This is a genomic window from Streptomyces klenkii, assembly GCF_003626645.1.
GTDB lineage: Bacteria > Actinomycetota > Actinomycetes > Streptomycetales > Streptomycetaceae > Streptomyces > Streptomyces klenkii.
In genome coordinates, this window is the sequence record NZ_RBAM01000001.1 from 466038 (window position 1) to 485555 (window position 19518).

General features: G+C 70.3%; 20 protein-coding genes, 1 tRNA gene and 2 pseudogenes. 10 read left to right on the top strand and 13 right to left on the bottom strand.

Going from position 1 to position 19518, the window contains the following annotated elements; translation table 11 throughout:
• Nucleotides 1-24: 24 nt before the first annotated feature.
• Nucleotides 25-492 (bottom strand): SRPBCC family protein, encoded by a 468-nt coding sequence (locus D7231_RS01640; RefSeq protein WP_120753071.1) that lies wholly within the window; start codon nucleotides 490-492, stop codon nucleotides 25-27.
• Nucleotides 486-1274: an SDR family oxidoreductase gene (locus D7231_RS01645; protein ID WP_120753072.1), complete on the bottom strand. Its 789-nt coding sequence runs from the start codon at nucleotides 1272-1274 to the stop codon at nucleotides 486-488. Before D7231_RS01645 ends, D7231_RS01640 begins: the two co-directional genes overlap by 7 nt.
• A 261-nt stretch (nucleotides 1275-1535) precedes the next feature.
• On the opposite strand from D7231_RS01645, the gene D7231_RS01650 reads away from it, so the two are divergent.
• The gene (locus D7231_RS01650; RefSeq protein ID WP_158673699.1) at nucleotides 1536-2141 is read left to right on the top strand and encodes a TetR/AcrR family transcriptional regulator; all 606 of its coding nucleotides are present in this window, start codon (nucleotides 1536-1538) and stop codon (nucleotides 2139-2141) included.
• A gap of 102 nt (nucleotides 2142-2243) precedes the next feature.
• Here the strand turns inward: D7231_RS01650 and D7231_RS01655 are convergent, their stop codons facing one another.
• Nucleotides 2244-3329 carry a hypothetical protein gene (locus D7231_RS01655; protein ID WP_120753074.1) on the bottom strand — a complete coding sequence of 362 codons (1086 nt, stop codon included), beginning with the start codon at nucleotides 3327-3329 and terminating at the stop codon, nucleotides 2244-2246.
• 487 nt (nucleotides 3330-3816) lie between these two features.
• On the opposite strand from D7231_RS01655, the gene D7231_RS01660 reads away from it, so the two are divergent.
• From D7231_RS01660 to D7231_RS37290, 3 genes are all read left to right on the top strand, one after another.
• Nucleotides 3817-4263, top strand: coding sequence for a hypothetical protein (locus tag D7231_RS01660; RefSeq protein ID WP_120753075.1), 447 nt, complete (start codon nucleotides 3817-3819; stop codon nucleotides 4261-4263).
• Between the two features lie 241 nt (nucleotides 4264-4504).
• The gene (locus D7231_RS01665) at nucleotides 4505-5695 is read left to right on the top strand and encodes a serine hydrolase domain-containing protein (RefSeq protein WP_422396665.1); all 1191 of its coding nucleotides are present in this window, start codon (nucleotides 4505-4507) and stop codon (nucleotides 5693-5695) included.
• A 328-nt stretch (nucleotides 5696-6023) separates the two neighbouring features.
• Nucleotides 6024-6407 (top strand): hypothetical protein, encoded by a 384-nt coding sequence (locus tag D7231_RS37290; protein ID WP_120753077.1) that lies wholly within the window; start codon nucleotides 6024-6026, stop codon nucleotides 6405-6407.
• A gap of 25 nt (nucleotides 6408-6432) precedes the next feature.
• On the opposite strand, the gene D7231_RS01675 is transcribed toward D7231_RS37290, so the two are convergent.
• From D7231_RS01675 to D7231_RS01700, 7 genes and pseudogenes are all read right to left on the bottom strand, one after another.
• Nucleotides 6433-6807, bottom strand: a complete 375-nt coding sequence (locus D7231_RS01675; protein ID WP_120753078.1) for a hypothetical protein — start codon at nucleotides 6805-6807, stop codon at nucleotides 6433-6435.
• 141 nt (nucleotides 6808-6948) lie between these two features.
• Nucleotides 6949-7470: a VOC family protein gene (locus D7231_RS01680; RefSeq protein ID WP_241999512.1), complete on the bottom strand. Its 522-nt coding sequence runs from the start codon at nucleotides 7468-7470 to the stop codon at nucleotides 6949-6951.
• Nucleotides 7471-7528: 58 nt separating this feature from the next.
• A complete protein-coding gene (locus tag D7231_RS01685; protein ID WP_120753080.1) occupies nucleotides 7529-8290 on the bottom strand; it encodes a maleylpyruvate isomerase family mycothiol-dependent enzyme in 762 nt (253 codons plus the stop codon).
• 69 nt (nucleotides 8291-8359) lie between these two features.
• A complete protein-coding gene (locus tag D7231_RS01690; protein ID WP_199739299.1) occupies nucleotides 8360-9721 on the bottom strand; it encodes an aldehyde dehydrogenase family protein in 1362 nt (453 codons plus the stop codon).
• A pseudogene (locus tag D7231_RS36900) lies at nucleotides 9716-10399 on the bottom strand (type 1 glutamine amidotransferase domain-containing protein); the annotation flags it as partial. The pseudogene D7231_RS36900 and the gene D7231_RS01690, both read right to left, overlap by 6 nt.
• A 103-nt stretch (nucleotides 10400-10502) precedes the next feature.
• Nucleotides 10503-11609 (bottom strand): cation diffusion facilitator family transporter, encoded by a 1107-nt coding sequence (locus tag D7231_RS01695; protein WP_120753081.1) that lies wholly within the window; start codon nucleotides 11607-11609, stop codon nucleotides 10503-10505.
• Nucleotides 11610-11786: 177 nt separating this feature from the next.
• On the bottom strand, nucleotides 11787-14147 hold the full coding sequence (locus tag D7231_RS01700) for an Orn/Lys/Arg family decarboxylase (protein WP_120753082.1): 2361 nt from the start codon (nucleotides 14145-14147) through the stop codon (nucleotides 11787-11789).
• A gap of 311 nt (nucleotides 14148-14458) precedes the next feature.
• Here D7231_RS01700 and D7231_RS01705 point away from each other — a divergent pair, with 311 nt between their 5' ends.
• Entirely contained in the window at nucleotides 14459-14743 is a 285-nt protein-coding gene (locus tag D7231_RS01705) for a hypothetical protein (RefSeq protein WP_194962442.1), read from the top strand.
• Between the two features lie 29 nt (nucleotides 14744-14772).
• Here D7231_RS01705 and D7231_RS01710 read toward each other — a convergent pair whose 3' ends face one another.
• Nucleotides 14773-15210, bottom strand: coding sequence for a VOC family protein (locus D7231_RS01710; RefSeq protein ID WP_120753083.1), 438 nt, complete (start codon nucleotides 15208-15210; stop codon nucleotides 14773-14775).
• Nucleotides 15211-15348: 138 nt separating this feature from the next.
• Here D7231_RS01710 and D7231_RS01715 point away from each other — a divergent pair, with 138 nt between their 5' ends.
• From D7231_RS01715 to D7231_RS01725, 3 genes are all read left to right on the top strand, one after another.
• Nucleotides 15349-15822, top strand: a complete 474-nt coding sequence (locus D7231_RS01715; protein ID WP_120753084.1) for an OsmC family protein — start codon at nucleotides 15349-15351, stop codon at nucleotides 15820-15822.
• Nucleotides 15823-16357: 535 nt separating this feature from the next.
• The gene (locus D7231_RS01720; RefSeq protein WP_120753085.1) at nucleotides 16358-17173 is read left to right on the top strand and encodes an SDR family NAD(P)-dependent oxidoreductase; all 816 of its coding nucleotides are present in this window, start codon (nucleotides 16358-16360) and stop codon (nucleotides 17171-17173) included.
• Nucleotides 17174-17565: 392 nt separating this feature from the next.
• Nucleotides 17566-17886, top strand: coding sequence for an IPT/TIG domain-containing protein (locus D7231_RS01725; protein ID WP_120753086.1), 321 nt, complete (start codon nucleotides 17566-17568; stop codon nucleotides 17884-17886).
• A 7-nt stretch (nucleotides 17887-17893) separates the two neighbouring features.
• Here D7231_RS01725 and D7231_RS37295 read toward each other — a convergent pair.
• A pseudogene (locus tag D7231_RS37295) lies at nucleotides 17894-18096 on the bottom strand (hypothetical protein); the annotation flags it as partial.
• Between the two features lie 91 nt (nucleotides 18097-18187).
• On the opposite strand from D7231_RS37295, the gene D7231_RS01735 reads away from it, so the two are divergent.
• A complete protein-coding gene (locus D7231_RS01735) occupies nucleotides 18188-18385 on the top strand; it encodes a hypothetical protein (protein WP_147449669.1) in 198 nt (65 codons plus the stop codon).
• Nucleotides 18386-18548: 163 nt separating this feature from the next.
• Here D7231_RS01735 and D7231_RS01740 read toward each other — a convergent pair whose 3' ends face one another.
• The gene (locus D7231_RS01740) at nucleotides 18549-18878 is read right to left on the bottom strand and encodes a hypothetical protein (RefSeq protein ID WP_147449670.1); all 330 of its coding nucleotides are present in this window, start codon (nucleotides 18876-18878) and stop codon (nucleotides 18549-18551) included.
• 184 nt (nucleotides 18879-19062) lie between these two features.
• Here D7231_RS01740 and D7231_RS01745 point away from each other — a divergent pair.
• Nucleotides 19063-19136 (top strand) — tRNA-Met (locus D7231_RS01745).
• The last annotated feature ends 382 nt before the right edge of the window (nucleotides 19137-19518 follow it).

Sequence of the window (19518 nt, forward strand, 5' to 3'; positions counted from 1 at the left end):
TGAGGTGCGTCTGCGTCGCTCGGGCTACTCGGGCTGCCGCATGAAGCGTTCTCGCAGGGCCGCCAGGCCCGTCGCGTACGTGCCGTCGCCGAAGACCTGCTCGACTTGGGCGACGGCGTCGGGGGATTCCGCTTCGTACGTGCCCTGCCAGCGGACCTCCGCGCCCTCCTCGTGCGGGTGGACGGAGAGCGTCGCTTCGTAGCCGGTGATGGGGAAGGAGGGGGCCTCGACGGAGTAGCGGTACGCGTGGGACGCCGGGTCCTTGGCGAGGAGACGTTCGCGGAGGACGACCCGGCCCTCGTACGTGAAGGCCCGTACCGCGCCGGGGGTTTCGGGGTCGGCGCCGTTCTCGATGGTGGAGGGCAGGAGGTGCGGGTGCCAGTCGGGGAAGGCGCCGAAGTCACCGATGACCTGCCAGACCTCGGCGGGGACGGCGGGCACGACGACGGTGCGCAGCAGCGTACGGGGCGTAGAGGGCGTACGGGTCACCATGCCCCGTCACCCCGCAGCGTGGCGTCGGCGCCGCCGTCGACGAAGACGATCTGACCGGTGACGTGGGTGTTCGCGGGCGAGGTCAGGAAGTCGAGGAGCGGGGCGACCTGGTCGGCGGCGGCGTGGCCGTTCAGAGGCATGGGGATGGCCGAGTCGATGATCTCGCGCACGCCCGGGGTGGCGAGCATGGGCTCGGTCATGGGGGTGAGGACCGTGCCGGGGGCGATGGCGTTGAGCGGGATGCCGGCGCCCGCCCATTCCGCGGTGGGGGCGGTGCGGCGGACCCAGCGGGCGAGGGCGTTCTTGGAGGAGCCGTAGATGGCGTGGCCTTCGCCGCGCTGTATGGCTGCTTCCGCGGCGGCGGTCGCGGCGGCTTCGTCGCCGGCGAGGGCCGCGTCGGCGATGGCCGGGTCGTGGGGGTGGATCGCGGTGACCGACGAGATGACGACGGCGCGCGGGTCCGTACCGGCGGCGAGCAGGGGGCGCAGCCCCTCCAAGGTGGCCACTGCGCCGAAGTAGTTGACCTGGATGGTCTGCGGGTCGAAGAGCTGGCGGCCCGCGGAGGCGATCACGGCGTCGAGGCGGCCGCCGGTCAGCTCCCGGGCCCGGTCCACGAGCCGCGCACGCCCCTCGGGCGTGGACAGGTCCGCGTCGATGTCCGAGCCGGAGAGGTCGGCGCCGAGCACGGTGTGGCCCTGGGCGCGGAGGCGGGCGGCGGTTGCTTCGCCGATGCCGGAGGCGGCTCCGGTGACGAGGTAGGTGCGGGGCCGGGCGTGGGACATGGGCACTCCTGACTCGTATTGCTTTGACGCGTGGCGCTTTGACGCGTGTTGCTTTGACACATGTCGCTTTGGACACGTGTCGCTCGTCCGCGACCTGCGACGGTTCGATCAACATATATTTATTGGCACGATGTGCCAAGTTGCTGGTTCGTGCCGCAGTTGGCTGCCCGGCCCCGGGCCAGGCAGCATGGGCCCTTACGGACGGATGCCTGTGAGCAGGAACAAACAGGTCTCAGCAGGGATGAGGAGGGGGATGGCGGGATGGCGGCGGAACGAGGCCGGCCGTCTCTGACGGAGCGGCGGCGGCAGGAGACACGCGTCGAGATCGCGGAGACCGCGGCGGCGCTCTTCGCCGAGCACGGGTACGAGGCGACGACGGTCGAGGACATCGCCGAGGCGGCCGGCGTCTCGCTGCGCACCTTCTACCGCTACTGCTCCTCGAAGGAAGACGCGCTCACACCCCTCGTCACGTCCGGCGTCGGCCAGCTCGTCGACGCCCTGGCGGCGCAGCCGGCGGACGAGCCGCTGATCGCCGCGGTGGAGCGGGTGTTCGCGACGCCGATGTCCGGGCGGCGCCTGGCGGACCAGGAGCCCGGCCGTGCCCTCGTCCGGCTCATGGGCGACGTCCCGGCGCTCCGGTCGCGCTGGGCGGCGGCCGTGCAGGAGATGCGGGAACGGTTGCAGCCGGTGCTCGCCGCGCGGACGGGCAGACCTGCCGACAGCCTGGAGGTACGGCTGCTGGCGGGCGCTGTGCTCGACGCGTTCACCGCGGCCGTGGAGCAGTGGGCGGCGGGCGGAGACGAGCCCGAGGACCTCCTCGTCCTCACGCGCCGGGCGCTCGCGTTCCTACGGCTCGACGAGCTGTAACGGAGCGGGCGCGGCCGGATCGGGCCGGATCGGTGCCGGTGACCTCCGTCTCGACGAAGGTGCCTACCCTCGCCACGGTGTTGATGGCGAACACGGCGCCCGCTAGGACCGCGTCGCCCTCCCGCACTCGTCCCCCGAGGACTCGCCGCGCCCGACCGGCGCGCTGCGGTCGTACGGGTCGACCTTCTTGCCGGATCCATCCGCCCGGCGGTCCGTGCCGAAGGGCGGGGTGAAGTAGCCTGTGGGGGCGCCGCAGCCGCCGTTGGTCATGTCGTACTTGTACGAGACGATCGAGAACGTGCCCGGCTCGGTGATCACCTTGTCAGGGTCGTCCCAGCTCAGGACCAGCTCGCGCCGGACGATCGTGCGCACTATCTCGTCGTCGCCGCCCGCGTCCGCGCGGGTGACCGGGTAGACGAAGGTGACGTCGGCGGTCACCTGGAGCGCGCCGCGCTCGCCCTCCCGGTAGGTGAGCCCGCCCCGGGTCTTCACGACATCGCCGACCAGGTGGGTGCGGGAGGGCTGGAAGCGGCTGAAGAGGAGGAGGGGGTCGTTCTTTTCGCTCGGGGCTCGGAAAGCGGTCTTGAGAAGGTCTTGGACGTCCTTCTGGTGCGGGTTGATCAGTGCGATCGCCTTCTCGGGGCGCTCGCCCCGCAGCACCCCGCGGTCCAGGCCGGACGCGACGAGGAAGTCCCGGCTGCGGGCGAGGGCCCGCTCGACCTCGGCCGCGCTCATCCAGCCGACCGCCCCTGCCTTCGGCACGGATATCCCCTCCGCCCCGCCCGCCCAGCTCGCTGCCGGCGAGCCGCGGAACGGCTCGTCCACGGTGGGGCGTTGGGCAGCCTCTGCCGGGGACACCTGGGCCGGGTGGTTTGCCGACGGCGGGGAGTCGGCGCCGGCGAACAGGTCCACTATCCGCCCCGGCGCGAGCGCCACCACCAGCAGCACGAGCAAGGCCAGCAGCCCGACCACGTACCGGCCCGTGCGCCGCTCGGGCCGCACGGGTGTGTGGCTGCGCCGGCCCTCCGGGCCGTGGCCGGGCTCCCCGTGCAGCCGCTGTGCCACGTCGCGGGCCCGCGCCGACGGCTCCTTGGGCGCGTCGGCGGTACCCGCCACCGACTCGCGCAGAAACCGCTCCCACTCCTCGTCGGACCTGGACGAACCGTCCGGCTCCGTACCCGCGCCCATCTCCAACCCCCCGGCGATCAGTAGTCCGCGGCCCACTCCCCTGGGACGCGTCCGCATCATGACATGGAACACTGACAGTGAGGCCGGTCGGCTGCGCGGCAGCGTAAGTGCGGTGCCCGACTGACTGCTCGCGAGGTCGGGCAGGGTAGGGACTGGGACCGGAGAGTGTCAGCGACTCCTCAGCGACTCCACCAGCCCCTACCCTGCTCAAGGTTGAAATGTCAGCCTGAAAGCGGTCTCATGCCGGCCGGCGGCTGGATGATCCAGCAGTACGGGGAGTCGGGCGACATCCCGGTCCAACCGGCATCGCCGCCTCCATCAGTCCGCCCGGGACCGGATTTCGCACCTATGACCGATCGATCCGCGCCGTAATGGACTGTGGCGATTTCCGATCGTGCGACGCGGCGGGCGCGCTGCCAAGGTGACGTGTGTCACTTCCGACGGTTCGTCGGCGGTGCAGTGGACCGCGAGAGAGGAAGTCCTTCACATGGCTCCCGTTCCGGTACGCCCCGGTATCTACAAGATCCACGCCCACATTATCGGCCCCACCTCCCTGGTCACGGCGACGGAGTACGCCGTCAAGCACGGCGCGCCGGTCATCACCGACCGGCTGAACCCCCTGCCGATCGAGCAGGAGTGGCTCATCGAGCCGTTCACGCCCGAGCCGAACGCGCCGTATGTGATCCGCCTCGCCCAGCACGACACCGCGGGCCTGATCGTTCCCGAGGACAAGCTCTTCGTGAACAGCGTCAAGCGCGAGGAACTGGCGAAGTTCCACTTCGAGCGTGTCATCGGCGGGTTGAAGATCCTGACGGAGAATGAACTGGCCCTGCGCGCCGGGCACCGTGGTGCCCAGATCACGGTGGTCAAGCCCGCGCCGGAGTTCCAGGAGACCTGGACCCTGGAGTTCATCAGCCCGCCGAACGAGGACTGACGCGGAGGACTGACACGGAGGACTGACGCGTCCGAGCGCGGGGCGGCCGGGTATACCGGCCGCCCCTTCGCGCGTCCTGGTCAGGAAGGCCGGGCCACGACCCTTCGGAGGGGCAGGCCTTCGGTGGGGTTAGCCCTACCTGGAGCGGGTGGGTGACGGGATCGTTCCGGGCGGGCGCATGCGGAGATGCTGGGCCCGGCACTTACCGCTGGATTCCCAACGTTTCCCTAGGGGTTGGCTCGTGCGTGAGCAGGCATGGCAGAGTTCTCGTTCTTCCGGGCGGCAGCAGGGTGGCCGGCGCAGAGCCGTGCGGGCTGCTGCCGCGGTGGCTCTCGGCGTCATGACGATGGGTGTCCTGGCACCGCCCACGGCGTTTGCCGCCGCCGGGCCGGACATCGTCCAGCAGAGCCTGAACGCACTGGTGCACACCGACGGCGTGCCCGCCGCGCTGGCGAGCGTCAAGGATCGTGACGACCGTACTCGCACCCGTACCGGTGCGCGTACGTACACCGCAGGGACCGGCGACCTGGCCACCGGTGCGAAGGTTCCCGACGACGGGCAGGTGCGGATCGGCAGCAACACCAAGACGTTCACCGCGGTGGTCGCGCTGCAACTGGTCGGTGAGGGGAAGATCGGCCTCGATGCCTCGGTCGACACCTATCTGCCGGGCCTCGTACGAGGGGAGGGGATCGACGGAAGCCGCATCACCGTCCGTCAGCTCCTCCAGCAGACCAGCGGACTTCCCAACTACACCAAGTACGACCTTCAGCCCCGGTATTACGACCCCCACGACCTCCTCGACATTGCTCTTCAGCACAAGGCCGAATTCGCCCCCGGAGAGAAGTGGGAGTACAGCAATACGAACTACGTGCTGGCCGGCCTGATCATCCAGAAAGTCACCGGCCGCCCCCTCGCCGACGAGATAGGCCGGCGCGTCATCAAACGCATCGGGCTGCGGCACACCTACTTCCCCGCCCCCGGTGACGTGACCATTCGAGAAGCCCATCCCAAGGGCTACTACCAGGATTCGGCAGGCGCGCCTCTGCGCGACGTCACGGAAATGGACCCCTCCTGGGGCTGGGCGGCAGGTCAGATGATCTCCACCAACTCCGACCTCAACCGGTTCTTCACCGCGCTCCTGGCCGGCCGCCTCCTCCCGCCGGCGCAGCTCGCCCAGATGCGCACCACCGTCCCCGCCGGACACCCCTTCGGCTCCGGCACCCGCTACGGACTGGGGATCGTGAGCACGCCACTGTCGTGCGGCGGTGTCGCCTGGGGCCACGGCGGCAGCTTCCCGGGATTCGAGACCCGGGGCGGCGTCACCGACGACGGCCGCCGCGCCGCCTCCATCGCCGTGACCGGCCTCCCGGCGGACGCGGCAGCTGCGACGATGCATCTGGAGAGAGCCGTGGACATGGCCCTGTGCCGCTGAAATGCGGCCGGTGCCGTAGTCGTTGCCGCAGCCGGTCCCGTAGTGGCGGATAGCAGCCGTTAGCGGCCGTATGAGTAAAAGCACTCATGACGCCTCGTGTGATGCGGGAGAGGATCGGCGTATGACGATGATCAGGGCAACAAGGGTCCGACGCGGCATGCTGCCGATGACGGTACTGGCCGTGCTTGCTGTGCCGGCGGCAGGATGCGGAACACATCGGCCCGGGGACGACACGAGCGCGGGCGGGCCGCCCGCACGGACCGCGGCCGCGACGCCGAGTACGCCGGTGGACTTTCCTTGCCCCGGTGAAAGCCCTTCACCGGCGACGATGCCGAGCGCGGACTCCTCCGGCCCGGCCACGCCTCCCACTGACCACTACGCCGAGAACCACGGCTTCAGGGTTCCCCTCCCGCTGCACGGCAAGAACCGCTGTGACGGACTCGCGGCCGTCCGCCGTATCGAGACTGCGCTCGAACCGCTGCGCAAGCGTGGTGACTTCGACCCGGTGAGCACGCGCAGTGCACTCACCGGCCTCGGCTACCCTGCCGGCAAGGTGCGGTCGTACGAGAACGGCCCCACGGGGGTCGGCTTCCTCATCGAGGCCTCTCCGCTGTGCCTGGAGGGCACGATGAACAGCATGACCACGAAGGCGGACGCCTTCGCCGGCTATCCCGACCACACCGGCTGCGACGTGCCGTCCGGCGGCCACTGACCGCAGGCAGCGGGGAGGGCGGTGCTCAGCGCTCGCGGAAGCCGCCGAGGAAGCGGCGGAAGAGGCCGCCCTCCCGGGGCAGCGGGGCGGAGGGCGGGGGAGCGGTGGGGCGCTCGCGGGCGATCGGCTGGTCGTAGTCGGCCCGCGCGATGGCGTCGACGGTCTGGTCGAGGTCGAAGGTGCCGGACCCCTCGATGGAGGGTACGAACCCGACCAGGACACCGTCCCGCATGACCTGCGCTTCGAGGCCGGCGGTGTCGTCGGTGTCCCAGACGGCTTCGCGGCCGCCGTGCAGGACCACGCGGACGCCGATCTGGTAGACGCCTTCGCGAGCCAGGTGGGCGTTCACGCCGCGCTGCCGCAACGCGTCAACGACCCGAAGCGCTCGGTTCTCCTCCATGCGACCACGATAGTGCCCGGGATCGTTCCTGCTTATTTCATTTGCGCTATATGCGTGCCGCGGCTGCTTTTGAAGGCTCCCTTAAAGGCCTCCGCCTGAAGACCTCCCCTAAAGGCCTCCTCAGCCGCCAAAGACCTCTCCTCAGCCGCGGTAGGCGTTCTCCAGCTCCTGAATGTCGATTTTTCCCATGCCCATCATGGCCTGCATGACACGCTTCGCCGCGGCCCGGTCCGGGTCGCCCAGCAGCTCGATCAGCCGACGCGGAGTGATCTGCCAGGACAGCCCGAACTTGTCCTTGAGCCAGCCGCACGGGCCTTCCTCGCCGCCCTCGCTCAGCCGCTCCCAGAGACGGTCGACCTCCTCCTGGTCCGCGCAGTCGACGCTGAAGGAGACGGCCTCCGTGAAGGTGAACTGAGGTCCCCCGTTGAGAGCGACGAAGCGCTGGCCCGCGAGCTCGAATTCGACGGTCATGACGGTCCCCATCTCACCCGGGCCCGCCTCGTCGTAGTGCATCACCTCGACGACGCGCGAGTCATCGAAGACCGACACGTAGTGGGCTACGGCCTCCTCGGCCTGGTCGTCGTACCAGAGGAAGGGCTTGATCTTCTGGGCGATGTGCATGCTGACGAGTAGACCCGACCCCGCGTCGGAATGCTCGTCCATCGGGCAGGCATGTCGCTTCGGGGCGCCCCGGGCGGGCTCCGCGGCGCCCCGGGCGAGCCTAGAACGCCGAGTGAGTGAACCAGTGGGCGAGCAGGTCACGGTCGCCCAGCAGTTGGAAGGCGTCGCTCTCACGGTCCATGCGACCGTAGAGGAGCAGGAGCAGATCCGCGGCGGTTCCCCGGACCGTGGCGTCCGCCGCGCCGGGGTCGGTCCCGTCGGCCACCAGCCCGAAGCCGTCCGGGCGCAGCCGGATCAGCCAGGTGTCGTCGCCGTCCGTGCAGCTGAAGCGGATGCTGCGGTCGGGGCCGCGCAGCTCGGCGGTCTGCGGTGCGAAGAACGAGGCGAACGGCAGGTTGGTGAGGAACTCGTCGACGCCGTCCGCCGCGAGCACGCGGTCGATGTGCGGTACGAGCCCCAGCGCGAGCTCCGCGTCGGCCCGGTGCACGAGGGTCTCGAAGAGCATGCGGCGCACCCAGAACCGGGCGTGCTGGTCGAGACCCCAGGCCCACATGGGCGCGTCCAGGTCGGTGCCGGCGAACACCTCGGCGGACTCGGCGGCGCTCTCGGCCAGCCAGTCCGGGAAGTCGCCGGGCTGTTCCGGCAGGTGGAGGTCCACCTCGCGGCTCGTCGGCGGCTGCTGGATGCGCCGGCGCAGCAGGACGCTGAACCAGCGGTGCACGCTGCCGGTGTGCCGCGTGAGGTCGGCCAGGGTCCAGCCGGGGCAGGACGGCACCGGGGTGGAGAGGTCGGCTCCCTTCACTACGGTGACGAATCCGGCGGTCTCGGCGGCTACGGCAGCGCTGTGCTGGGCGGGGTTCATGTCTGAGTGTCCTTAGTGTCCTTGCGGAGCGGGCGGGGAGGGGGAAAGGGGGCCGGGGATAGGCCGTGGTCAGATCAGGGGCTTGTCGAGGACGGCCTTGGTGTGGCTGAAGGTGTCGATGGAGTATGCGCCGTGGTAGCGCCCCATGCCGCTTTCGCCCACACCGCCGAACGGCAGGTCCGGTATGGCCAGGTGGGATACGGGCAGGCCGAAGGCCAGGGCACCGGAGGAGGTCTCCTCGGTCAGCCGCTGCTTGGTCTGCGGGGAGTCCGTGAAGGCGTACAGGGCGAGCGGCTTGTCACGTTCGTTGACGAAGGCGATCGCGCTGTCGAGGTCGGGCACGCCGACCACCGGCAGGATCGGCCCGAAGATCTCTTCCCGCATGACGGGCGCCTCGGGCGAGACGTCCGCCAGCACGGTCGGGGCGAGGTAACGGTTCGTCCGGTCGTGTACGCCGCCGGTGACAACGCGGCCAACGTGCCCAACGCGGCCTTCGCCCAGGAGGCCGATCAGCCGGTCGAAGTGCCGCTCGTTGACGATCCGCCCGTACTCCTCGTCGGCTGACGGGTCTTCGCCGTACGCTTCCCGGACGGCTGTGACCAGGTGCTCTTCGAGAGCGGCGGCGGTGTCGCCGATGGCGAGCACGTAGTCCGGCGCGACGCACGTCTGACCGGCGTTGAGGAACTTGCCGCGGACGATCCGCCGGGCCGTGGCCGCCAGGTCGACGCCGGGCTCGACCAGTACGGGGCTCTTGCCGCCCAGCTCCAGGGTGACGGGCGTCAGGTTCCGCGCGGCGGCGGCCATCACGATGCGTCCGACCGTACCGTTGCCGGTGTAGAAGATGTGGTCGAAACGCTGTTCCAGCAGGGCCGTGGTCTCGGCGACGGCGCCCTCCACGACCGCGACGGCCTGCGGGTCGAGGTAGCGCGGCAGCAGCCGGGCCAGCGCCGCCGATGTCGCCGGGGCCAGCTCGCTGGGCTTGACCACCGCGGCGTTGCCCGCGGCCAGCGCACCCACCAGCGGGGTCAGCGCGAGCTGCAGCGGATAGTTCCACGGCGCGATGACCAGCACCACGCCGAGCGGGTCACGGACCACCCGCGCCTCGGCCGGCTGGAAGGCGTCCGGGACGGCGGCGGGCCGGGGCTCCAGCCACTCCGCCAGATGCGCGACGGTGTGGTCGAGCTCGTTCAGGGTGAAGCCGATCTCGGTGCGGTACGCCTCCTGCGGACCCTTGCCCAGGTCGGAGCGGAGAGCGGCCAGGAGCACGTCGGTCTGCTCGGTGAGCAGCGTGCGCAGGGCGTGCAACTGGTCGAGCCGCCAGGCGAGCGGCTTGGTGCGACCGGTGGAGAATCCGGCCTTCAGCCGGGCTACGACGGCGGCCGGATCCGGGGAGGAGGCGGTGGATGCACCGGCCGGTACGGCTGCGACCAGCGCATGGGCCAGGTCCGCCGAGGAGGCCGGGTTCTGGCCGGTGTACAGGTTGCGGTCGACGACGGTGTGCGCAGTGAACGGATCCGCAGCGACGTAGTCGGCACCCAGCTCGGTAAGGCGGTCCTGGAGCAGCCAGCGAGCCCGGTCGGCGAAGCCGGCCGCGGTCTCCTCGGCGTTGCTGAACGCGGTCATCCGGTACCCGGCGAACGGCCAGCTGCCGTCCTCACGGCGGGCGGCGAGCAGCGCGGCGGGCGCATGGCAGAGGACGGCGAGCGGCTTGCCGGAGTCGAGGGCGCGGGTGAGGAGCCCGCCGGAGACGGGGTCGGCGGCAAGATCCTCCATCGGGCCGTGGCCGCCGGGGTAGAAGACCAGGTCGTAGTCGTCCAGGTCGACGTCTTCAAGGGCGGCCGGGGCGTCGAGCTCGGGCCGGAGGGCGTCGAGAGCGGCGGCGAGGCGGTCGGCCTGCTCCTGGCCGCCGGTGGCCGCGGCGCTCAGGCTGGCCTGGTCGACCGGGGCGGGGGCCCCGCCGGGCGTCGCGATGGTGATCCGGTAGCCCGCCTCGCGGAAGATCCGGTGCGGCTCGGCGAGCTCTTCGGCCCAGAAGCCGGTCGGGTGCGAAGTGCCGTCGGCCAGGGTCCAGTGGCCGGCGCCGGTGACGACGAACAAGGCGGAAGTCATGACGGTGCTCCATGCTCCATATGGCAGGCGAGGACGTTTAAGGGTGTAGATGATTCATGTCCTCAAGTAATGCGATGAAGGTAAACCTCAATGGTTGACCATGTCAACCGACCTCTCGCCGCCGCGGGCCGCCGAAGTGGTGGGCGAGGACGGCATGGGGGTCAGAGCCTTCACCGGTGCAGTCGGTGCGGACGGTGTAGTCGGTGTGGACCGTTGCGGCTGTCAGCCGAGGGACGGCGTGGATGAGGGCGTGCTCGGCAGCCACCGCGAGGGCGTGGGCCTGGACGACGGTCAGGCAGGCGTCGACGATGATGTCCGCCTCGGCCCGCAGGGCGTGTCCGACCCAGCGCATCCGTACCTGCCCGACGCCCCGCACGCCGTCCACGCGGCGCAGAGCGTGCTCGGCGGTCTCGACCAGAGCGGGGTCGACGGAGTCCATCAGCCGCCCGTAGACCTCGCGAGCCGCATCCCGCAGGACCATGAGGACGGCAGCGGTGATGAACAGGCCGACGACCGGATCCGCGTATCGCCATCCCAAGGCCGCGCCGACGGCGCCGAGGAGGACGGCCAGCGACGCGAAGCCGTCGGTGCGGGCGTGCAGGCCGTCGGCGACCAGGGCGGCGGAGCCGATCCTCCGGCCGGTGCGGATGCGGTAGCGGGCCACCCACTCGTTGCCGGCGAAACCGGCCACGGCGGCCATCGCCACGGCCCACAGGTGGGTGACATCGCGCGGTTGCAGCAGCCGGTCGACGGCTTCGTACGCGGCCAAGGCGGAGGAGGCGGCGATCGTCAGGACGACCGCGATGCCCGCGAGGTCCTCGGCGCGTCCGTACCCGTAGGTGTAGCGGCGGTTCGCCGCCCGCCGGCCGAGCGCGAAGGCGATGCCCAGCGGTACGGCGGTGAGGGCGTCGGCCGCGTTGTGGATCGTGTCACCGAGCAGTGCCACCGACCCGGACAGGACGACGATCAGCGCTTGGAGGGCGGCCGTCGCCCCGAGGACGCCGAGGGAGAGCCACAGCGTACGCATGCCCTCGCGCGAAGACTCCAGCTCCGCGTCGGTCCTGTCCATGGCCCCGTGGCCGTGCGGCTTCATCAAGTGGGCGAGTCGGCGCCGTAGTTGCGCCCGCCGGCCCGCCGCGGGATGGGGCCGGGGTTGGTCATGCTGGGCGGCGTGGACATGGCCGTGCGCAGGGACGTTATTGCCTGCCATACGGCCCAGCTTGGCACAGGGCCGGAATCGCGGCTACAGCCCTCGTACGGCCTCTGACCAGGTGCAACGGCCTCGCAGCTACACACGAGCGGACGTGAGCGGACACGAGCGGCCCCTGGCCGGGCTGCCGGGCTGAGGAGGGGGCGCGGCCCGCCAAGGCCCCGTCCCCCCGTCGCCCTACGCGCGCGCGTCAGCCGCCGCCCGCCCGCCGTCCTGCTGGGCCGGGACGCGTCGCGCGACGCATTCGATGAGGTAGTCGCCGTTGTCCGGGTCCATGGTGACGCCGTGCGCCTCGCTGTGGAAGCCGGGGAAGCGGCGGTCGAAGGACTCCAGGGCCGTCAGGTAGCGCAGCAGGGGGCCGTCCGGGGTTCCCGTGTTCTCGCCGGGCATCAGTACGGGGATGCCGGGAGGGGTGACGGTGACCATGGCGGCGGCCACCCGCCCGGCCGCGTCGGCCAGCCGGACCCGTTCCGTACCGCCGCGGATGAGCTGCTGGTAGCACTGCTGCGGCGGGGCGACGGGTTCGGGCAGGTCCTGGAAGGCGGCGTCGAGCAGCTCGACCAGGTCGGTCTCGCGCAGATGGTCGTGCATCTCCTGGCACAGTCCGCGCAGGGTCCTGCCGGCGTAGCGCGCGCCGTGGTCGGCGACCAGCCCGGGCAGCACGCGCTCCAGCGGCGCGTCCTCGTCGTAGAGCGCCTTGAAGTCCATCAAGGCGTCCATGAGCGTTCCCCACTTGCCCTTGGTGATCCCCATGGAGAACAGGATGAGGGTGGTGTAGCTGTCGGTCTTCTCCACCACGATGCTGCGGGTGGCCAGGTAGGCGGTGAGCACGCGGGCGGGGATGCCCCAGCCGGACATCCGGCCGGTGGCGTCGATGCCCGGGCAGGTGAGGGTGACCTTGACGGGGTCGAGCAGGCAGTAGCCCTCGGTGAGGCCGGCGAAGCCGTGCCATTCGGCGCCGGGCTCCAGCTGCCAGCAGGACGGCTCGCTGCGCAGCAGTTCGGCGGGAGCGTCGGCGAAGGGCACCGGGTCGCCCGTGGCCGGGTCGGTCACCGTCGCGGGCTGCCACACGCCGAAGAACCAGTCGGGCCGGTCGCCGGCGGCCGCGATGCGCCGGCCGGTGCGGACGACGGTCTGGCGGAAGCGGACGGCCTCGGCCACCGCCTCGTCGATCAGCCAGCGGCCCTGCGGCCCGTCCATCATCGCGGCGGCCACGTCCAGGGACGCGATCATCGGGTACAGCGGCGAGGTCGTGCCGTGCATCATGAACGCCTCGTTGAACCGCTCGTGCTCCACCGGGGCCCGCGGCGCGGGCTTGACGTGCACCATCGCGCTCTGCGACAGCGCTGCCAGAAGCTTGTGAGTGGACTGCGTGGAGAACACGGTGGGCCGCTCGGGCTCCGGGAAGGTGTCCGGCCCCACCGCCATGCCGTAGCGCCCCGCGTAGAGCGGGTGGAAGCGCGCGTACGCGAACCAGGCCTCGTCGAAGTGCAGCCGGGGCGTGCTGGGCGCGAAGGCCCGGGCGACCTGGAGAGTGTCGTAGCACAGGCCGTCGTACGTCGAGTTGGTGAGGACGGCGTACTGGGCGTCGGGCGAGACGGCTCCCTGGGCGAGCGGGTTACGGGCGATCCGGTCGGCGACCGACCGCGCCTGGACCTCGCCGGGCGGGAGGGGGCCGGCGAGCCCGTAGCCGTTACGGGTGGGGATCAGGTAGACCGGCCGCGCCCCGGAGATGACGAGCCCGTGCAGGACCGACTTGTGGCAGTTGCGGTCCACCAGCGCGATCTCGTCGCGCGTGACGCTGAAGTGACCGACCATACGGTCGCACGTCGAGTCGCCGTGCAGGACGAAGTACGTGCGGTCCGCGCCGAAGATCCGGGCCGCGTTGCGCTCGGCCGCGCCGACCGGGCCGGAGTGCTCGAAGAGAGAGCCGAGCTCCTCCACCGAGATGGACAAGTCGCTGCGCAGCAGCCGTTCCCCGAAGTGGTCGTGGAAGGCCCGGCCGACCGGGGACTTGAGGAAGGCGACACCGCCGGCGTGGGCGGGGGTGTGCCAGGAGTACTCGTGCGTGTCGTCGAACCGGCGCAGCGCCTTGAAGAACGGCGGCAGCAGCCCTTCCTGGTAGCCGCGGGCGGCCCTGGCGATCCGCCCGGCGATGAACGGCGCGGTGTCCTCCAGCGGCCAGATGTAGCCGATCACGGTCTCGGCCACCCACAGCGGGAGGTGGTCGAGGTCCTCGCCCGGCGTGATCAGGAAGACCGGGAGCTCCTGGAAGCGCCGGCCGATCAGGCGCAGCACGTCCGCGCCGCCCGGTTCGCCGTCGGTCGTGTCCTCTGCCGGAAGATTCCAGTCCACCACGGCGGCGGCCAGGCCGGCCTCGGTACGCAGCACCGCCTGGGCGTCGTCGCGGCGCGAGGCCCAGCGGACTTCGTAACCCGCGGCCTCCAGCTCCTTGTGGATCCTGCGCAGTTGCTCGGTACCGGTACCCGGGCTCCCCGGAAGCTCCCGTACCGCGAACAGAATCGTCCCGTCTGCCATGTGCCCCCCTGTGTGTGTGCCATAGCGCCCCTGAGGGGTGTACGGCCGGCCGGCCGCGCGATGCGGCGGTCGCGGAGAGGTAACCGGAAGATCGCGGGACAGGGGGGTGCGCTCGGATCGAAACCACTCCGAAGGAGGAAAGAGCCGTGAGTGTCACGCAGCGGGGTCCGGTCCGCGGTTGCTTCCGGTCGGCTTCCGGCTGACCCCGCCGACGGACGACGCCCCGGCCGCCGGCCGATCCCGGCCCGGTGGCCCCGCCCTCCTCGAACCGGGTATTCGACCGCGATCCGTTGAGGCCCGAAGCGTGCCGTGTGATCCCCGCAGATCCCGCGCGGGCCGTCGAGGCGGCCGCACCTGAGCCGGCGCGGAGCTACCCGGCACGGCCTGTCCACGCGGCCGAGGCGGTCATGCTCCCGGACTGCTGGGACGTCCAGGACGACGACGTCGGCTTGGGCTTCGACTTCGGCTTCGACGCGTACGAACATTGGGGTGCGGCGTCACTCATCCTCAGCAAGATGGGCGACCTCGACGGGAATACCGCCGGCAGCCACTGGGCGGATTCACAGAGCGGCACGTCCCCCGTGTGCGGTCGCTGAGCGGTTACTGAAGGGGTTGCTGAAGGAGTTCAGCCGATTCGCTCCGCCAGCTCGACGATGATTCCTTCCGGGCCGCGGACGTAGCAGAGCCGGTAGTTGTCCTTGTAGCGCTCCAGCTCGCCGACGAGCTCCGTACCGCGGGCTCGCAGGCCGGCCACGGTGGTGTCAATGTCGTCGACGGCGAATGCGACATGGCGGATGCCCGGGGCGTTCGCCGGCGCGCTCCGGTCGCCTTCCCGGCCTGTCGGCGCGTGGTACTTCGTCAGTTCAAGTCGTCCGTGGCCGTCCGGGGTCTGCACGACCGCGAAGTCTGCCCTCACACCTTCGAGCGCTACGACGCTGTCCACCCAGCGGCCCTCGACCGCCCCCTCGCCTTGCACTTCGAGTCCGAGCTCGACGAAGAACGCAACTGCGGCCGCGAGATCATCGACGATGATGCCCACGTGGTCCATCCGTTGGATTCCCATGCGCTCGATCGTAGGGTCCGCCCGTCGAGCTGCACCGAAGCCCGCACGAAGTTCCGACAGCACTGGGGCTCTCGGTGGTAGCCCCGTCTACGAGGCTCGGCAGTACGTCGTACTCCGGAATCTGCCTATCCTGGCTGTATGGCTGAGACGCACACGTACGATATTGCAGTTGAATGGACCGGCAACCTCGGTTCAGGTACGGATAGTTATCGTTCCTTCAGTCGCGCCCATGAGGTTCTGGCGGCAGGGAAGGCGCCCATCGCCGCCTCCTCCGATCCGGCCTTTCGCGGCGATCCGGCACGCTGGAACCCGGAGGAACTGCTCGTGGCCTCTGTCGCTCAGTGCCACATGCTCTGGTACCTCCACCTTTGCGCTGTCGGCGGGGTGACCGTCGTCGACTACGAAGACCGCGCTCACGGCGTCATGACCATGGACGAGAGCGGCGGCGGAGGCCGGATCACCGAGGTCACGCTCCGGCCGGAGGTGACCGTTGCCGAGGCGTCGATGGTGGAAAAGGCTCGCGCACTGCATGGCGAAGTGCAATCGGTGTGCTTCATCGCGCGCTCGGTGAACTTCCCCATCCGGCATGAGCCGCGAATCCATGTCCAGTAAAGGCCGCTCCGTCCTCGGCCAGGCTCAGCCGCCCCCGGAAGACGACGCGGTCGTCTGCCTCGCCCAGCCAGGGTGAGTCAGACGCGGCCTGCGCGGCCCGGCCTGCGCGGTCAGGGCGAGGCGGGACCGGCGTCGCTTCGGTGAGGCAGAGGGCGCAACCGCATTGCCGACGCTGCGAACTGCCGGGGGAGCGCGCACGTCAGGGCGGCGTCAGGGATGTGGTGCGTCTCTTGCGGTCGGACGGTGGGGCTTTCTTGAATGGTGCTCGTGAACAGCTACCTGCGCCACGACGACCGGCCGCCTCATACGGCGCCGCCCGGTTCCGCGCGCTGTTCGCACGCGGTGCGCTGAGCGCACCCACTGTTCATTGACGCCACCGCGGCGCCCATCACACGGGCACCGTCGGTGCCACCTGCCACAGCGAACGACGGCTTTCGCCACCCCTGTCGCTTGTCGCCGTTGGCACTTCACGCTCGCACGGCAGCTCCGCCATACGGCGCTCGCTGCCGCTCTGTCCTTCCCGGAGTGGATTCCCATGTCTTCTGCTGTCTCGCCCGCCTCCCGAACCGTTCTGGTCACCGGTGCCACCTCCGGCATCGGCTGGGAGACCGCCCGGCTGCTCGCCGAACGGGGCGACACGGTCATCGTCCACGCCCCCGGCCAGGCGTCCGGCGACGACGCCGTCGCCCGCCTGGTCGCGGCCGGCGTCGACACCCTGCGCCTGCGCCTGGTCGTCGCCGACTTCTCCCGGCTCGACGAGGTACGGGTCATGGCCGCCCGCGTAGCCGAGGAGCACCCTGCCCTCGACGTGCTGGTCAACAACGCGGCCGTCGCCGCGCCCGAGCGGCACACCGTGACCGCCGACGGCAACGAGATCTCTTTCCAGGTCAACTTCCTGGCCGCCTACCTCCTCACCCACGAGCTCTCCGGCCCGCTCAGCGCCCGCCCCGGCAGCCGCGTCGTCAACGTCTCCTCCTCCATGCACCGCACGGCGTCCATCTCCTGGAACGACCCGCAGCGCGCCAAGCGCTACTCCCGCCTCGCCGCCTACGCCCAGTCCCAGCTCGCCCTCACCATCTTCACCCGCGAGCAGGCGCCGTGGACCTCGGTCAGCGTCCACCCCGGCGTGTGCGACACCGGCCTGCTGTCGCTGTACGCCCACGAGGGCGACTCCGCCCTACAGGGTGCCCAACGCGTCGTCCGGCTCTGCGACCCCGCCACCGCGCTCGTCCCCGGCGCCTACTACGACTGCACGGCCCTCTCCCCGGCGGCCCCCGTCGCGATGGAGGACCGTACGGTGCGCCGCCTGTGCAAACTCGCCGACCAACTGGTCGCCGCCAAGTCCGCCTGACCGGGCTCGCCACCACCGGCCGCGGCGGGGGCGCCTTCCGCAACGGGCTCCTCCTCTCCCTCGACTGCCCCCTCTTCCTCGGCAGCCGGTACGAGGACATCGCCGTCACCACCCTCCCGCAAGAACGCGGCCGAGGCCTCGCCACCGCCTGTGTCCGGGCCGGGCTCTGTGCGCCGACATCACCGCCCGCGGCCGCATCCCGTCCTGGACCTGCTCCCGCGACAACCACCCGCCGCCGCCACCTGGCCGCGAAGAGCGGGTTCCGTCCGGTCCACGAATACGTGCACTACGCGGTCGGGTCCGCGGCCCGGTGCCCCGGCAATGCCCTCTGACAACTGGGTGAACCTGCCCCGGGAAGAGGTTGGAAGCCGCGGCGCAAGGTCATCCGCAGGGTGGACGAGGCGGCCGGGACGTACGCCCGGCTGACGCCGTACCACGAGACGAAGGGGCGCGCGATGAGCTTGCAGATCGACAGCATCGACCCGGCCAGCGGCAGGCCGGGGGTCGAGGTCACTCTGACCGGAACGCTGCTCCGAACCCAGACACTGCGCTGGGGAGAGGAGGACTGGGACGAGACCTACTGGGAGGGCGCAGCGTCCGGGAACGGCACGGTCGAGATCACCTTCAAGGTGCCTCCGGGCGCGGGAACGGTCCAGGTCGTCGCCCTGAACGGCAACGAGCAGAGCAACGTGGTGGAGTTCACTTACGTGTAGGTATGCGTTACGTGTAGGTATGTGTAAGGCTCCGCCTCGCCCTCCACCGCCTGGCCGCCTCGACGCTGGCCCCGCCGCTGGTATTGAACGCGGTGGCGGCCTGGGGCGCATGACCGCGGATCAGGCCAGGTTCACGATCTGTTCGAAGAGCGGAAGTAACTGCTCGGCCTTGCGGATCCCGCCACCGACGACGACCACGACATCCCACGGCTTGCTCTGTCAGAGCGACCCGACGAGCGTGGACTAGCCGTTGCGCTTGGTGGTAGGCGGCCTCCAGGATGAGCCCTCGAGCCCTCAGCAGATGCTGGTGCTGTACTCCTTCGCCTGGACCGGCCTGGCGATCGGCTTCCTCCCGTCAAGGAAACTGATCCTGAAATACGGCGAAGAATGGCGCCGGGGCGTGAGGCGGGAGTCGTACGAGTACCCCAGGCGCTACGTCGTGGCCCCGGTCGTCACGGTCATCGTCATGTGTTTCGTGGCTTCCGCGCTCTCGACGTGACGGGGGATTGCCGCCGGCCGAGTGCCTCCGCGTGTCCTCCGAACGCTCTCCGAGTCCCTCCGAGTGCCGCGCCCAGCGGGCCGGCCGGCAACGGTGGAGAGACCGATGCGGCCGACCCGCCGGATGCGTTCAGATGCAAATGCCGGGGCTCCGTTCCGAGCTATCAGCCGGGAATCGCCCCCGCGTCGGTGACCTCCGCGTTGAGGTCACACCACACGATCGAGGTGCCACCGGAGCGGGAGCGATTGCCGAAGCGGAGGTACAGGTAGCCGTCGGGCTGATGACATACGGCGAACCCGGTGAACGTGCTGCCGTAGCACGTGATCGACGCACCATGGCCGTGCGTGCCCCTCTCGTACCGCCAGGCGTCGCAGGAGAGGGAGGGTGCGGCGGCGCCTTCGGATGCGGAGGCGGGCGCGGCGACAGTCACCGCGCCTCCACCCGCAAGGGCGAGGGATGCGCTGATGGCCGCGACACGGTAGCGGAATCTCATGTGCCCCCCTTGTAGACGTTGAGGTCGATCGATGCCGAGGGGCGACGCTACTCACGACCACGGAAGCCCGGTAGCCCCCCGAACGGACTTGGCCGGGAACCGGCCCTGTCCGGAGCGGTTTTTCGGCAGCGGGGAAATCCGGTTCGCTTCCGCCTGGCCGATGCCGTAGTGTTCACCGTACCGACGCGGGGTGGAGCAGCTCGGTAGCTCGCTGGGCTCATAACCCAGAGGTCGCAGGTTCAAATCCTGTCCCCGCTACTCACAGGTGAAGGGTCCGGCAGATTGCCGGACCCTTCACTGCGTTTTGGCCGCCCTCGGTGCTGTTCGGGATAACCGCGGCTGTGCTCCTCAAGTGCCTTGCCAATGTCGTGTCGCCGGACGAGCCGTCGATTCAGTAGATCCCTAGATCCCTGGACCGCTGTCAGTTGCCGCGGGCGCCGGAGCCATGGCGTCGGTGGCGTATCCGGGGGCTGTCGGTCCGATGTCGGTGAGGTCTGACACCTTTCGAGCTGATTCTCATCGAGCCGTTCCTCCTGCCGATTCACGGCGTCGTCGAGGCCGGTGCCGCGCTCATAGGAGAGGAAGAGCGAAAGGAATGGCGCACCGACCTGGACCCGAAGATCCAGGTCGTACGCAAGCT

Excerpts from the sequence above, each read along its gene's own strand:
- D7231_RS01710 (WP_120753083.1), bottom strand. The coding sequence starts at position 15,210 with ATGGGAATCCAACGGATGGACCACGTGGGCATCATCGTCGATGATCTC.
- D7231_RS01700 (WP_120753082.1), bottom strand. The coding sequence starts at position 14,147 with ATGGCAGACGGGACGATTCTGTTCGCGGTACGGGAGCTTCCGGGGAGC.
- D7231_RS01650 (WP_158673699.1), top strand. The coding sequence starts at position 1,536 with ATGGCGGCGGAACGAGGCCGGCCGTCTCTGACGGAGCGGCGGCGGCAG.
- D7231_RS01715 (WP_120753084.1), top strand. The coding sequence starts at position 15,349 with ATGGCTGAGACGCACACGTACGATATTGCAGTTGAATGGACCGGCAAC.
- D7231_RS01735 (WP_147449669.1), top strand. The coding sequence starts at position 18,188 with ATGCTGGTGCTGTACTCCTTCGCCTGGACCGGCCTGGCGATCGGCTTC.
- D7231_RS01740 (WP_147449670.1), bottom strand. The coding sequence starts at position 18,878 with ATGAGATTCCGCTACCGTGTCGCGGCCATCAGCGCATCCCTCGCCCTT.
- D7231_RS01695 (WP_120753081.1), bottom strand. The coding sequence starts at position 11,609 with ATGGCAGGCAATAACGTCCCTGCGCACGGCCATGTCCACGCCGCCCAG.
- D7231_RS01720 (WP_120753085.1), top strand. The coding sequence starts at position 16,358 with ATGTCTTCTGCTGTCTCGCCCGCCTCCCGAACCGTTCTGGTCACCGGT.
- D7231_RS01660 (WP_120753075.1), top strand. The coding sequence starts at position 3,817 with ATGGCTCCCGTTCCGGTACGCCCCGGTATCTACAAGATCCACGCCCAC.
- D7231_RS01640 (WP_120753071.1), bottom strand. The coding sequence starts at position 492 with ATGGTGACCCGTACGCCCTCTACGCCCCGTACGCTGCTGCGCACCGTC.
- D7231_RS01645 (WP_120753072.1), bottom strand. The coding sequence starts at position 1,274 with ATGTCCCACGCCCGGCCCCGCACCTACCTCGTCACCGGAGCCGCCTCC.
- D7231_RS01655 (WP_120753074.1), bottom strand. The coding sequence starts at position 3,329 with ATGGGCGCGGGTACGGAGCCGGACGGTTCGTCCAGGTCCGACGAGGAG.
- D7231_RS01675 (WP_120753078.1), bottom strand. The coding sequence starts at position 6,807 with ATGGAGGAGAACCGAGCGCTTCGGGTCGTTGACGCGTTGCGGCAGCGC.
- D7231_RS01685 (WP_120753080.1), bottom strand. The coding sequence starts at position 8,290 with ATGAACCCCGCCCAGCACAGCGCTGCCGTAGCCGCCGAGACCGCCGGA.
- D7231_RS01680 (WP_241999512.1), bottom strand. The coding sequence starts at position 7,470 with ATGGACGAGCATTCCGACGCGGGGTCGGGTCTACTCGTCAGCATGCAC.
- D7231_RS37290 (WP_120753077.1), top strand. The coding sequence starts at position 6,024 with ATGCCGAGCGCGGACTCCTCCGGCCCGGCCACGCCTCCCACTGACCAC.